This window comes from Rahnella sp. BCC 1045 (assembly GCF_019049615.1).
Classification (GTDB): Bacteria; Pseudomonadota; Gammaproteobacteria; order Enterobacterales; family Enterobacteriaceae; genus Rahnella; species Rahnella contaminans.
On record NZ_JAFMOZ010000142.1, the window covers coordinates 121,008 to 133,819 of the forward strand.

At 54.2% G+C, this 12,812-nt stretch carries 14 protein-coding genes; 13 read left to right on the forward strand and 1 reads right to left on the reverse strand.

Annotated features, from left to right (window positions below; translation table 11 throughout):
- Nucleotides 1-64: 64 nt before the first annotated feature.
- Nucleotides 65-1,102 (reverse strand): aminopeptidase, encoded by a 1,038-nt coding sequence (locus J1782_RS22835; protein ID WP_217153954.1) that lies wholly within the window; start codon nucleotides 1,100-1,102, stop codon nucleotides 65-67.
- A gap of 329 nt (nucleotides 1,103-1,431) precedes the next feature.
- On the opposite strand from J1782_RS22835, the gene cysG reads away from it, so the two are divergent.
- The 13 genes from cysG (at nucleotide 1,432) to rpoS (ending at nucleotide 12,727) form a co-directional block, all read left to right on the forward strand.
- Entirely contained in the window at nucleotides 1,432-2,856 is a 1,425-nt protein-coding gene (gene cysG, locus J1782_RS22840) for a siroheme synthase CysG (RefSeq protein ID WP_165061528.1), read from the forward strand.
- A 10-nt stretch (nucleotides 2,857-2,866) separates the two neighbouring features.
- Nucleotides 2,867-3,775, forward strand: coding sequence for a sulfate adenylyltransferase subunit CysD (gene cysD, locus J1782_RS22845; protein WP_101078459.1), 909 nt, complete (start codon nucleotides 2,867-2,869; stop codon nucleotides 3,773-3,775).
- Between the two features lie 13 nt (nucleotides 3,776-3,788).
- Entirely contained in the window at nucleotides 3,789-5,216 is a 1,428-nt protein-coding gene (cysN, locus tag J1782_RS22850; protein ID WP_165061531.1) for a sulfate adenylyltransferase subunit CysN, read from the forward strand.
- Nucleotide 5,217: 1 nt separating this feature from the next.
- The gene (gene cysC, locus J1782_RS22855; protein WP_152324016.1) at nucleotides 5,218-5,841 is read left to right on the forward strand and encodes an adenylyl-sulfate kinase; all 624 of its coding nucleotides are present in this window, start codon (nucleotides 5,218-5,220) and stop codon (nucleotides 5,839-5,841) included.
- A gap of 59 nt (nucleotides 5,842-5,900) precedes the next feature.
- Nucleotides 5,901-6,266 (forward strand): DUF3561 family protein, encoded by a 366-nt coding sequence (locus tag J1782_RS22860; protein ID WP_152324015.1) that lies wholly within the window; start codon nucleotides 5,901-5,903, stop codon nucleotides 6,264-6,266.
- Between the two features lie 224 nt (nucleotides 6,267-6,490).
- A complete protein-coding gene (ftsB, locus tag J1782_RS22865; RefSeq protein ID WP_152324014.1) occupies nucleotides 6,491-6,811 on the forward strand; it encodes a cell division protein FtsB in 321 nt (106 codons plus the stop codon).
- 2 nt (nucleotides 6,812-6,813) lie between these two features.
- The gene (ispD, locus tag J1782_RS22870) at nucleotides 6,814-7,533 is read left to right on the forward strand and encodes a 2-C-methyl-D-erythritol 4-phosphate cytidylyltransferase (RefSeq protein ID WP_217153955.1); all 720 of its coding nucleotides are present in this window, start codon (nucleotides 6,814-6,816) and stop codon (nucleotides 7,531-7,533) included.
- A complete protein-coding gene (gene ispF / locus J1782_RS22875) occupies nucleotides 7,533-8,006 on the forward strand; it encodes a 2-C-methyl-D-erythritol 2,4-cyclodiphosphate synthase (RefSeq protein ID WP_152324012.1) in 474 nt (157 codons plus the stop codon). Before ispD ends, ispF begins: the two co-directional genes overlap by 1 nt.
- 22 nt (nucleotides 8,007-8,028) lie before the next feature.
- Nucleotides 8,029-9,075, forward strand: a complete 1,047-nt coding sequence (gene truD / locus J1782_RS22880; protein ID WP_208952051.1) for a tRNA pseudouridine(13) synthase TruD — start codon at nucleotides 8,029-8,031, stop codon at nucleotides 9,073-9,075.
- Entirely contained in the window at nucleotides 9,056-9,820 is a 765-nt protein-coding gene (gene surE / locus J1782_RS22885; RefSeq protein WP_165061540.1) for a 5'/3'-nucleotidase SurE, read from the forward strand. Before truD ends, surE begins: the two co-directional genes overlap by 20 nt.
- On the forward strand, nucleotides 9,810-10,436 hold the full coding sequence (locus J1782_RS22890) for a protein-L-isoaspartate(D-aspartate) O-methyltransferase (protein WP_152324010.1): 627 nt from the start codon (nucleotides 9,810-9,812) through the stop codon (nucleotides 10,434-10,436). The genes surE and J1782_RS22890 overlap by 11 nt, the downstream gene beginning before the upstream one ends.
- 233 nt (nucleotides 10,437-10,669) lie before the next feature.
- Nucleotides 10,670-11,689, forward strand: a complete 1,020-nt coding sequence (gene nlpD, locus J1782_RS22895; protein ID WP_152324009.1) for a murein hydrolase activator NlpD — start codon at nucleotides 10,670-10,672, stop codon at nucleotides 11,687-11,689.
- Nucleotides 11,690-11,740: 51 nt separating this feature from the next.
- The gene (rpoS, locus tag J1782_RS22900; RefSeq protein ID WP_095923512.1) at nucleotides 11,741-12,727 is read left to right on the forward strand and encodes an RNA polymerase sigma factor RpoS; all 987 of its coding nucleotides are present in this window, start codon (nucleotides 11,741-11,743) and stop codon (nucleotides 12,725-12,727) included.
- Nucleotides 12,728-12,812: the final 85 nt, after the last annotated feature.

Genomic DNA, 12,812 nt, shown 5'->3' on the forward strand with positions numbered 1-12,812 from the left:
CTTCCTGCAACCCGAATTATTTAGGGGATTCCTGTTATTAGCGTCTCTGCGACTCTTCTTTAAATCAGGCGTGTTTCGCCGGTTTCGCCAGATCCCTGAGCAGCGGGAACAACACTTTCACGGTATCCCGCGAGCGTTTTTCAATGCGGCCCGGCAGCGCGGTATCGAGATATTGCAGGTTATCGAACTGGCTCTGATAGCGGGTTGTGCCCAGCGGGAAGTGGCTGCTGACGGCGCGTTGTTGCTCGCCATCTTTCTTGCCTAATGCATAATTCGTGGCCGTCACGTTCAGCAGCGGTAATCGCGCTTCATCCAGTGCGCCGATGCCGTCGCAGCAATGCGTATTGTCATGGCTTTCCGCCGGGATCCCCAGACTGTGCGCAATCTTGATGGCGCGGACGCGGGTTAGTTTTGCCACCGCCGCAGAGGTATTCAAGCCGCTGTTGAAATACAACCGGTCGCCGGTAATCAGTGAATTCAGATTGATCACCAGCAGTGTGTTTTTCTTCTCTTCAGCGCTCATGCGGTTCACAAAATCCTCCGCACCTTTCGCACCGGTTTCTTCGGCACTCAGCGCCACAAAGCGCAGACTGTAATGTGTGGGAATGGCCTGCATGCGTTCGGCCAGCTCAAGCATCACACCGACGCCTGACGCGTTATCATCCACACCCTGCAAGGTCAGGCCGCCGAGATTATGGTTGGTGTCGCTGTCGCTTTGCGGCACATAAGTATCAAAGTGCGCCATCACAATAATCTGCTGCGGAACGTCGCCGGGGCGCGCGGCAATAACGGACGTGGCGTGAATATTCTGCCAGTTTTTTTTGCCGTCGTTGCTGGTGTACAGATAGCGGGTATCGAATCCGCGCAGATCGCTTTTATACCCTAATTTATTGAATTGCTGATTCAGATAATCTGCCGCGATAAGTTCAGCAGGGCTGCCTGCCATGCGTCCCGGAAAATAGGTTGCGATATGACGAATTTGCTGACTGGCGATTTCACCCATCGCCGGAAGTGGCGACGAAGCAGCCACCGCATGACTCATTAAGACGCCGCTCAACCCGATGGCGAGCAGCGTCCGCTTCATGCGTAAAAAAGAAAACATAGCCAAAAATCCTTGTTTGCGGGTCAAAATGACCGGAAAGGGCACTACACCTGACAGGCCGCGTGTGGCGGTCTTTGTGGGCGATATAGTATGCGATTGTCCGCGCTAATAGACAATTTCCCGTTATCTCAAACCGCTCTTTTTGTCGCCCGGAACGGCCGGAAGAGTTCATGAAAAATATTCAGGCTGGCCGGAGTATAAAAAAAGCAGCCCCCTGACGGCGCGCTATATTCCATTTAGTAACTAATCATTCCTTTTCGTCATTTCAGATCAATTATTGCCTGCACGTATAGTTTGATGATTAATCCTGACAATCAATAAAGGCCTTTGTGGACTATCTACCAATATTTGCCGACCTCAAACAACGCCCGGTGCTGGTTGTTGGTGGTGGTGAAGTCGCTGCCCGCAAAATAGATCTTCTCCTGCGGGCGGGTGCACAAGTTCGGATAGTTGCACAGGCACTTTCCCCCGAGCTGGAACAACGTGAACATGCCAATGAAGTCAGCTGGCTGGCGCAGGCATTTCTGCCAGAGCAGCTCAATGATGTGTTTCTGGTGATTGCTGCCACTGATGACGCCGCGCTGAATGCGGAAGTGTTCGAACAGGCCAGTCAGCGTCATCTTCTGGCGAACGTCGTCGACGATCAGCCTAAGTGTTCCTTTATCTTTCCTTCGATAGTTGACCGCACGCCGATTGTGGTCGCGGTTTCCTCCGGGGGTAAAGCGCCGGTGCTGGCAAGAATGTTGCGTGAAAAACTCGAAACGTTGCTGCCAAACAGCCTGGGGCAAATGGCGGAAATCGCCGGTCGCTGGCGCGGCAGGGTCAAAGCGCAGTTCAGTTCCATGCGTGCACGCCGTCGGTTCTGGGAGCAGGCCTTTGCCGGTCGCTTCGCCAGTCTGGCTTCTGCGGGGAAACTCGCACAGGCGGAGAAAGCGTTGCAAGAACAGTTAGAAAGTGCGGAAGACATCGCGCAAAACGGCAATGTCACGCTGGTCGGTGCCGGGCCGGGTGATGCAGGATTGCTTACCTTACGCGGTTTGCAGGTTATGCAGCAGGCTGATGTGGTGTTGTACGACTATCTGGTCAGCGACGACGTGCTGGATTTAGTCCGCCGTGACGCGGACAGAATTTGTGTCGGCAAACGAGCGGGCAGCCACTCGGTGTCGCAGGAAGAAACCAACCGTCTGCTGGTCGAACTGGCTCAGCAGGGGAAAAAAGTCGTGCGCCTGAAAGGCGGCGACCCGTTCATCTTCGGACGTGGCGGTGAAGAACTACAGGCGGTGAAAGCGGCCGGAATTCCTTTCCAGGTCGTTCCGGGTGTCACCGCTGCCGCTGGCGCAACGGCGTATGCCGGCATCCCTCTGACGCACCGTGATTACGCGCAGAGCGTGATGTTTGTGACAGGGCATTGCCGCTCTGATGATAACGGCGTGCAGTGGGAGACGCTCGCCAAAGGAAAACAAACGCTGGCGATTTACATGGGCACGCTCAAAGCGGCTGAAATCAGCCAGCAGCTGATCGCTCACGGACGTGCAGCAACGACACCTGTCGCGGTCATCGGACGGGGAACGCGAGCCGATCAGCAGGTGCTGACCGGAACGCTCGATAATCTTGAACATCTGGCTCAAAAGGCGCCGGTACCGGCGCTGCTGGTGATTGGTGAAGTGGTGGCACTTCATCAGCAACTGGCGTGGTTTGGGCATCATCCTGAAACTGACGGGACTCAACGTCCGTCGGTTGTGAATTTGGCTTAAAGGATCTGTTATGGACGAAAAACGACTGACTCATTTGCGGCAACTGGAGGCGGAGAGTATCCATATCATCCGTGAAGTGGCTGCTGAATTCGCCAACCCGGTGATGATGTATTCCATTGGGAAAGACTCCTCGGTGATGCTGCACCTGGCTCGCAAAGCTTTCTTCCCGGGCACGCTGCCGTTCCCGCTGTTGCATGTGGACACCGGCTGGAAATTCCGCGAAATGTACGAATTCCGTGACCGTACGGCGAAAAACTACGGTTTCGAGCTGCTGGTGCATAAAAACCCGGAAGGCGTGGCGATGGGCATTAACCCGTTCGTTCACGGCAGTGCCAAACACACTGACATCATGAAAACCGAAGGACTGAAACAGGCGCTGAACAAATACGGTTTTGACGCGGCTTTCGGCGGCGCACGCCGTGACGAAGAAAAATCCCGTGCCAAAGAACGTATTTACTCGTTCCGTGACCGTTTTCACCGCTGGGATCCGAAAAACCAGCGTCCGGAGTTGTGGCATAACTACAACGGCCAGATTAACAAAGGCGAAAGTATCCGCGTGTTTCCGCTCTCCAACTGGACTGAACTGGATATCTGGCAGTACATCTATCTGGAAAATATTGAAATCGTTCCGCTCTACCTGGCTGCGCCGCGCCCGGTTCTCGAGCGTGACGGCATGCTGCTGATGGTGGATGACGATCGTATTGATCTCCAGCCGGGCGAAGTGATCGAGAAGAAAATGGTGCGCTTCCGTACGCTGGGGTGCTGGCCGCTGACCGGTGCCGTGGAATCCGAAGCGCAAACGCTGCCGGAAATCATCGAAGAGATGCTGGTTTCCACGACCAGTGAGCGTCAGGGACGGGCGATCGACCGCGATCAGGCCGGTTCGATGGAACTGAAAAAGCGTCAAGGGTACTTCTGAGGAGCCGCAGCTAATGAATAATGCAATTGCACAACAAATCGCGGAGCAGGGCGGCGTCGAAGCTTACCTGCACGCTCAGCAACACAAAAGCCTTCTGCGCTTCCTGACTTGTGGCAGCGTCGATGATGGCAAAAGTACGCTGATCGGGCGTCTGCTTCACGATACCCGCCAGATTTACGAAGACCAGCTGTCCTCGCTGCACAATGACAGCAAGCGTCACGGCACGCAGGGCGAAAAACTGGATCTGGCTTTACTGGTTGATGGCCTGCAAGCGGAACGCGAACAGGGTATTACCATCGATGTGGCTTACCGTTATTTCTCCACTGAAAAGCGTAAGTTCATCATCGCGGATACGCCGGGACACGAACAGTACACCCGTAATATGGCGACCGGTGCATCGACCTGCGATCTGGCGATCCTGCTGATCGACGCCCGTAAAGGTGTGCTGGATCAAACCCGTCGCCACAGCTTTATCGCCACTTTGCTGGGGATCCGCCATCTGGTTGTGGCTGTGAACAAAATGGATCTGGTCGATTTCAGCGAGTCTGTGTACGAGCAATTTAAACAGGATTATCTGGATTTCGCTCAGCAGCTGCCGACCGATCTGGACATCAAATTTGTACCGCTTTCCGCACTGGAAGGCGATAACGTGGCGACGCCAAGCGAAAAAATGGGCTGGTATACCGGACCAACGCTGCTCGACGTGCTGGAAACGGTCAACATTATTAACATTCGCGAACAGCAACCGATGCGTTTTCCGGTGCAGTATGTGAACCGTCCAAACCTCGATTTCCGTGGTTATGCCGGTACGCTGGCGTCGGGGTCTGTCCGCGTCGGTCAGAAAGTAAAAGTTCTGCCGTCAGGTGTGGAATCTACCGTGGCACGCATCGTGACCTTTGACGGTGATTTGCAGGAAGCCTGGGCAGGCGAGGCGATCACGCTGGTGCTGGCCGATGAACGTGATATCAGCCGCGGCGATACGCTGGTGGATGCGGATGAAACCGTTAAACCGGTGCAGAATGCGAAAGTGGACGTGGTGTGGATGGCCGAGCAACCGCTTAGCGTCGGCCAGAGCTATGACATCAAAGTTGGTGGCAAGAAAGCCCGTGCGCGCGTGGAAAATATTGAGTATCAGGTCGAGATCAACTCACTGACTCAGCGCGTGGTGGAAAACCTGCCGCTCAACGGTATCGGCCTGGTCGAACTGACCTTTGACGAACCGCTGGTGCTGGATAATTACCAGAGCAACGCGGTGACTGGCGGGATGATCTTTATCGATCGCCTGACGAACGTGACCGTGGGCGCTGGTCTGGTTCGCGAAGCGCTGGAAGAAGTTTATCAGGAAGCGGATAAATACAGCGCGTTTGAGCTGGAACTGAACAGCCTTGTTCGCCGCCACTTCCCGCACTGGGGCGCGCGCGATTTGCTGGGTGGAAAATAAGATGGCGTTGCATAACGGCTCCTTCTTAAAAGACGACAATGTTGTCTGGCATCCGCACGCGGTGACGCGCGCGGATCGCGAGAAACAGCATGGTCATCGTGGCGCAGTTCTGTGGTTCACCGGGCTTTCGGGCTCGGGGAAATCCACGGTGGCGGGTGCACTGGAACAGGCGCTGCATGCGCAGGGTATCAGCACGTATCTGCTTGATGGCGACAACGTCCGCCACGGGCTTTGCCGTGATTTAGGGTTTACGGATGACGACCGTCGCGAAAACATCCGGCGCGTTGGTGAAGTGGCAAAACTGATGGTGGATGCCGGTCTGGTCGTGCTGACCGCCTTCATTTCTCCTCATCGCGCTGAGCGGGACATGGTGCGTAATTTGCTCGGGGAAGGGCAGTTTATTGAAGTGTTCGTTGATACGCCGCTGGCGATTTGCGAGGCACGTGATCCTAAAGGTTTATACAAGAAAGCGCGCGCGGGTGAACTGAAGAATTTCACCGGAATTGACTCTGAATATCAGCCGCCGGAAGTGCCGGATGTGCATCTTAATGGTGAACAATTGGTAACACATTTGGTTCCCCAATTATTAGATGTGATGCGTCAGCGCGCTATTATCAATCCCTGAATGTTTGCCGGCCAAACGCCAGAGAGCGTGCCGGTTTACACTGAATACAGGGATCATCTATGCAGGCTTTACTCAGCAGACTTGTCAGCCGGATCCGGGTCGAAAACACCCGCTATCAGAGGCTGGCGCAGGTCACAGACAGTTCAGACATCGACGAGCCGTCCTACTCTATGCAGGGCGGGTTCATTGGTTTCGTCTTTTACTGGCTGGCCTTTGCAATCCCTTTTATGGTCTACGGCTCCAATACCCTGTTTTTCCTGCTCTACACCTGGCCTTTCTTTCTGGCGCTCATGCCTGTATCCGTCCTTATTGGCATTGCGCTCAGTATGTTCTTTCGTGGTGGCTGGTTTAAAACGTCGGTTACCAGCGCAATCTGCGTTATCAGCATGTTCTGGACGGTCTTCTCATTTCTATCGGGCTGGTGAGTCAGGCAGACTCTTTTCCGGTTCCTTTTCTTCGGTGATGTCGTCCGACGGCCCTGCGTTTTTCAGGCGGTTTTCCCTGCAATTCTCCTTCACGATGTAACCCATTGTGTCATTCTCACCCATAATTGAGTGCGTAAGTCTGATTCTCGCAGGCATTTACCCTGCCACAGTGGAGTCAGAGGGAAAGTTGTGGGATGATTGTCCGGCTTTTTTAGGGGGCGGGGATGGGCAAACTAACACTGCTTTTACTGATTTTACTTGGCTGGCTACAGTATTCACTGTGGCTGGGCAAGAATGGTATTCACGACTACGTTCGTGTAAACGATGACGTTCAGGTGCAACAAGTTAATAACGGCAAACTGAAATCACGTAATGATCAACTTTTCGCAGAAATCGACGATTTGAACGGCGGTCAGGAAGCGATCGAAGAACGCGCACGCAACGAACTGAGCATGATCAAGCCCGGTGAGACTTTCTATCGCCTGGTGCCTGACAACAAACGAGCGCCGGGCAGCACCGTATCGCAAAGCAACCCGAATCAATAGCCATGAGCCATACTGCAGTTTCCCTTCCAAAGGTCATTGCCGTGTTACCGGCTGCCGGAATCGGCAGCCGTATGCAGGCCGAATGCCCCAAGCAATACCTGACTATCGGTGGTAAGACGCTGATAGAACACTCGATCCGTGCCTTGTTGCACAGCAGCAACGTCACCAAAGTTATCGTGGCGCTGAGCCCGCATGACACTCAGTTCCGGCAGTTACCCGTCGCCAGCGATCCACGGATCCAGCTGGTTACCGGCGGAAATGAGCGCGCCGAATCTGTGATGGCAGGCCTTGAGGCCGCGGGCGATCATGGCTGGGTGCTGGTGCATGACGCGGCGCGTCCTTGTCTGCATCCCGATGATCTGACAAACCTTCTGGCCATTTCTGCGGTCAGCAAAACTGGCGGGATCCTCGCCGCACCAGTTCGTGACACCATGAAACGTGGTGAGCCCGGCGCGCATGCGATCGCCCATACGGTGGATCGTCAGGAACTCTGGCATGCGCTCACGCCGCAATTCTTCCCTCTCGAATTATTGAAAACCTGCCTGCGCCGCGCACTGAATGAAGGCGCTGTGGTCACTGATGAAGCTTCCGCAATGGAATATTGTGGTTTTCATCCTATGCTGATCCCGGCGCGGGCCGATAATATTAAAGTCACCAGACCAGAAGATCTGGCACTGGCTGAATTCTACTTAACCCGCTTGTATCAGGAGGAGAACGCATAATGCGTATCGGTCACGGTTTTGATGTACATAAGTTTGGCGGCGAAGGCCCGCTGGTGATCGGTGGTGTGCGTATTCCTTATCCGCAGGGGTTACTGGCGCATTCCGACGGCGACGTTGCGCTGCATGCGGCCACTGACGCACTGCTGGGCGCGGCGGCGCTGGGTGATATCGGCAAGCTTTTCCCGGACACCGACCCGGCCTACAAAGGCGCGGACAGCCGTGAACTGCTGCGTGAAGCCTGGCGTCGCATTCGTGCAAAAGGCTACAAGCTGGGCAATCTCGATATCACGATCATCGCTCAGGCACCGAAAATGGCGCCGCACATCCCGCAAATGCGCGTATTCCTGGCCGAAGATTTGCAGTGCCATATGGACGACGTCAACGTCAAGGCGACCACAACTGAACAACTGGGCTTCACCGGCCGCGGCGAAGGTATCGCCTGCGAAGCCGTTGCACTGCTGATTAAGGAATGATGTTGTGGAAGATTACCGCATGATAGATATGTCCCGTCTCACCTGGTTGCTGGGTGAACCCACCGCCACCGGCCTGCTGAAAGCCAATCCGGAAGACTTTATCGTCGAAGAGGATTTGGGTTTTGAACCGGATGGCGAAGGTGAACATCTCTTAGTGCGGATCCGTAAAAATGGCTGCAACACGCAGTTTGTTGCCGAGCAGCTGGCGCGTTTTGCCAAAGTGCATCCACGCGATGTCAGCTACGCAGGGCTTAAAGACCGGCACGCGGTAACGGAACAGTGGTTTTGCCTGCATCTGCCCGGTAAAGCAGATCCTGATTTGAGCCAGTTCAATCTCGAAGGTTGTGAAGTGATCCGCGCCTCGCGACATCGCAAGAAAATGCGTATCGGAACCTTGAAAGGCAATGCGTTTACGCTGGTTTTGCGACAGATAAGTGACATCGATAATGTCGAAGAACGTCTGGCGAAAATTGTTGAGCAGGGCGTACCGAACTACTTCGGCACGCAGCGTTTTGGCCGCGGCGGCAATAATCTGGTGCAGGCGAAACGCTGGGCAACCAATGAAGCACGCCCTAAAGAGCGCGCCAAACGTAGTTTCTATTTATCCGCCAGCCGCAGTGCGATGTTTAACATTGTCGCCAGTCAGCGTCTGGCGGAAGGCACCGTCCGTCAGGCAATACTGGGCGATGCGTTGCAACTCAGTGGCCGCGGAAGCTGGTTTGTGGCGAAAGCGGAAGAGTTTGAATCGCTGCAACCGCGTGTCGAAAGCGGAGAACTGCTGGTGACGGCGCCGTTGCCGGGTGACGGGCCGTTAGGCACGTCAGAAGAGGCCGAAGTCTTTGAGCTGGCTTGTCTGGCCGGGCAGGAAGATTTGCTTTCACTGCTCAAACGCGAGCGTGTTGAACCTGCGCGTCGAGCCATTATGCTCCAGCCTTTGCAGATGAAATGGCAGCGCTGGGATGACGTCACTCTGGAACTTAAATTCTGGCTACCGGCGGGCAGTTATGCCACCAGCGTAGTGCGTGAACTGATGCATCTGGATGAAATGAATGCGGATATTACTGAGTAACGACGACGGCGTACTGGCTCCCGGCATTCAGGCACTGGCCTGCGCGCTACGTGAATTTGCGGATGTAAAGCTGGTCGCCCCTGACCGTAACCGGAGCGGCGCGTCAAACGCGCTGACGCTCGACGGTCCGTTACGTATTCAGTCCTATCCGAACGGCGATACCGCAGTCATCAACGGTACACCGACCGATTGCGTGTATCTCGGCGTCAATTCGCTGATGCGCCCGAAGCCGGATATTGTCGTTTCCGGCATCAATGCAGGCCCGAATCTGGGCGACGATGTGATTTATTCCGGCACCGTCGCGGCGGCTATGGAAGGGCGTCATCTGGGATTTCCTGCGCTGGCGGTTTCACTCGACGGTCATCAGCATTATGACACGGCAGCGATTATTACCTGCCAGCTGCTCAGGGCGCTGGCGCGCGAACCTCTCCGTACTGGCAAAATTCTGAATATTAACGTTCCGGACCTGCCACTTTCCGAAATCAAAGGGATTAAGGTGACGCGTTGCGGTAGCCGCCATCCTGCTGAGCAGGTATTTTGTCAGCAGGATCCGCGCGGACAAGACTTGTACTGGATTGGTCCGCCGGGCGATAAGTTTGACGTCGCACCTGACACCGATTTTGCGGCGGTCGCGCAAGGTTATGTTTCCGTGACGCCATTGCAGGTGGATTTGACCGCCTACGCGGCTCAGGATGTCGTGGTCTCATGGTTGGAAAAGGCCGGGGTGAGCGCGAATGGTGAATAAGCCGATGTATAACCTGCTGGAGCAACTCCGGCTGCAGGGCATTCATGATGAAAAACTGCTGCATGCCATCGAGTCCGTACCGCGTGAGCGCTTTGTGGATGAGGCGTTTCAGCATAAAGCTTACGAAAATACCGCGTTGCCGATTGGCTCAGGCCAGACCATTTCTCAGCCTTATACCGTGGCGAGAATGACGGAATTACTGCGCCTGACGCCGACATCCCGCGTGCTGGAGATCGGTACCGGATCGGGCTACCAGACGGCCATTCTGGCGCATCTGGTTGAACATGTGTACTCGGTTGAGCGTATCAAAGGGTTGCAGTGGCAGGCCAAAAGACGTCTCAAGCAGCTCGATTTGCATAACGTCTCCACGCGTCACGGCGATGGCTGGCAGGGTTGGCCTTCACGTGGCCCGTTTGATGCCATCATTGTTACCGCTGCACCGCCTGAAATACCTCAAGATTTACTGCAACAACTCGAGGAGGGAGGCGTGATGGTGTTGCCCGTCGGCGAAGAAAGCCAGACTCTCCAGCGAGTCACCCGACGTGGTGATGATTTTGTTGCGGAGACCGTAGAAGCTGTCCGTTTTGTGCCGCTGGTGAAAGGCGAACTGGCCTGAACCCTGACGCGCGCAGGACTAACCCCTTAAAATTTAAATACAACTGTTATATGGTGCTGTACTGGCGATGTTGATAGCATCCACTACAGTTTTTTATGGCACGGTCCGTTCCGGGGGAAAACCTGAACGGGCATGTTGCCTGCGCGTACAGTGTCTGATGACACGAAATGCGCCAGTTGGCGCGGTGTGCGCGGATAAAGAGATATTCTGAGATTGCCGTAACGGGGGAAAATATGAGCACGGGAAGCCCAATAAAAACACTAAGCCGCATTGCAGTGTGTACATTTATCAGTGCCTGGATGGCAGGATGTTCGAACAATTCCAACACATCCGCGCCGATCAGCAGCGTTAATGGCGGCGGAAACAGCGGCAGTAGCAGTCAGAATACTCTGAATTCCCCTCCGCAAATGGCGCCTGCCGTCGGCCCAGGCGGACACATTGTGTACAACCGCAGCTATAACTCGATCCCTAAGGGAAGTTACAGCGGAAGCACCTATCAGGTGAAGCGCGGAGACACCTTATTCTACATCGCATGGATCACCGGCAATGACTTCCGGGACCTTGCTGCGCGCAATAATATCCCTGCTCCGTACAGCCTCGAAGTGGGTCAAACAGTCCAGATAAATAACGTTTCTTCTGCCGCCAGCACGAGCAGTACGACGGCCGTCACCGACGCCACAAATAGCGGTGTTCCGAAAGTTCCTACTGGGGGAATGCTCACAGGTTCTGTGGTTGCATCTCAACCAACTACCACGTATTCTGAATCTTCTGGTAAACAGAATGTAGGTAAGATGTTGCCTACATCAGGTGCAGTCACCACCACAACACCTGTTGCTGTAGCCAGCACTCCCGTCGCCACCTCAACGAATAATGGCGGTCCGGTTTCCTCCTGGAAATGGCCGACTGACGGGAAAATTATCGATAATTTCTCAGCTGCTGAAGGGGGAAATAAGGGGATCGATATCGCTGGTTCGCGTGGACAAGCTGTCGTAGCAACTGCCTCGGGGCGCGTTGTTTATGCCGGTAATGCTCTTCGCGGTTACGGTAATCTAATCATCATCAAACACAATGATGATTACCTGAGCGCCTATGCACATAACGATACAATGCTGGTCCGGGAACAACAAGAAGTGCAGGCGGGACAAAAAATAGCGACGATGGGTAGCACCGGAACCAGTTCAGTAAGATTGCATTTTGAAATTCGTTACAAGGGGAAATCCGTAAACCCGCTGCGTTATCTTCCGCAGCGATAAATCCGGGCAGAGCATCGATTCTGCCCTCGGGACCACGGGTAGGAGCAGCTTATGAGTCAGAATACGCTGAAAGTTAACGAGTTACATGATGATGTAGATTTCGATGAGAACAGCGCTGAAGCCTTTGACGAGAAAGCAATAGTCGAAGAGACTGCCGACAACGATGCTGAAGAAGAATTGTTGTCGCAGGCTGTAAGCCAACGAGTGCTGGACGCAACTCAACTGTACCTCGGTGAAATCGGTTATTCCCCTCTGCTGACCGCAGAAGAGGAAGTTTATTTTGCACGACGCGCGTTGCGGGGAGATGTGCCTTCCCGCCGCCGTATGATTGAAAGTAACCTGCGTTTGGTGGTTAAAATTGCCCGCCGCTACAGTAATCGCGGTCTGGCACTGCTGGATTTGATCGAGGAAGGCAACCTGGGTCTGATCCGTGCGGTTGAAAAATTTGACCCTGAGCGGGGCTTCCGTTTCTCTACCTATGCAACATGGTGGATCCGTCAGACGATTGAACGGGCGATCATGAATCAAACCCGTACCATTCGTTTGCCAATTCACATCGTTAAAGAACTGAACGTTTATCTGCGTACCGCACGCGAACTTGCACACAAACTGGACCATGAACCGAGTGCCGAAGAGATTGCTGAGCAACTCGACAAACCGGTGCATGACGTCAGCCGTATGTTACGCCTGAATGAGCGTATTACCTCTGTAGATACCCCGTTGGGTGGTGACTCAGAGAAAGCGCTGTTAGATATTCTGGCAGATGAAAAAGACAACGGCCCTGAAGACACCACGCAAGACGACGATATGAAACAGAGTATCGTGAAGTGGTTATTCGAGTTGAATGCAAAACAGCGTGAAGTTCTGGCACGTCGTTTCGGCCTGTTAGGTTATGAAGCTGCGACGCTGGAAGATGTGGGTCGTGAGATTGGCCTGACACGTGAACGTGTTCGTCAGATTCAGGTAGAAGGTCTGCGTCGCCTGCGTGAAATTCTGCAGGGGCAAGGGCTGAGCATCGAAGCACTGTTCCGCGAATAACTTTTCGTTAAGAAAAACTGTTCGCCGGAAAGACAGTTCGATATCAAAAAAACGGTGGGTTAATCCCCACCGTTTTTCATTTCTG

Bases quoted from the DNA above. Each gene is read 5' to 3' on its own strand.
- ftsB (WP_152324014.1), top strand. From the start codon at position 6,491: ATGGGCAAACTAACACTGCTTTTACTGATTTTACTTGGCTGGCTACAG.
- cysN (WP_165061531.1), top strand. From the start codon at position 3,789: ATGAATAATGCAATTGCACAACAAATCGCGGAGCAGGGCGGCGTCGAA.
- J1782_RS22860 (WP_152324015.1), top strand. From the start codon at position 5,901: ATGCAGGCTTTACTCAGCAGACTTGTCAGCCGGATCCGGGTCGAAAAC.
- J1782_RS22835 (WP_217153954.1), bottom strand. From the start codon at position 1,102: ATGTTTTCTTTTTTACGCATGAAGCGGACGCTGCTCGCCATCGGGTTG.
- nlpD (WP_152324009.1), top strand. From the start codon at position 10,670: ATGAGCACGGGAAGCCCAATAAAAACACTAAGCCGCATTGCAGTGTGT.
- J1782_RS22890 (WP_152324010.1), top strand. From the start codon at position 9,810: ATGGTGAATAAGCCGATGTATAACCTGCTGGAGCAACTCCGGCTGCAG.
- cysC (WP_152324016.1), top strand. From the start codon at position 5,218: ATGGCGTTGCATAACGGCTCCTTCTTAAAAGACGACAATGTTGTCTGG.
- cysD (WP_101078459.1), top strand. From the start codon at position 2,867: ATGGACGAAAAACGACTGACTCATTTGCGGCAACTGGAGGCGGAGAGT.
- ispF (WP_152324012.1), top strand. From the start codon at position 7,533: ATGCGTATCGGTCACGGTTTTGATGTACATAAGTTTGGCGGCGAAGGC.
- surE (WP_165061540.1), top strand. From the start codon at position 9,056: ATGCGGATATTACTGAGTAACGACGACGGCGTACTGGCTCCCGGCATT.
- rpoS (WP_095923512.1), top strand. From the start codon at position 11,741: ATGAGTCAGAATACGCTGAAAGTTAACGAGTTACATGATGATGTAGAT.
- ispD (WP_217153955.1), top strand. From the start codon at position 6,814: ATGAGCCATACTGCAGTTTCCCTTCCAAAGGTCATTGCCGTGTTACCG.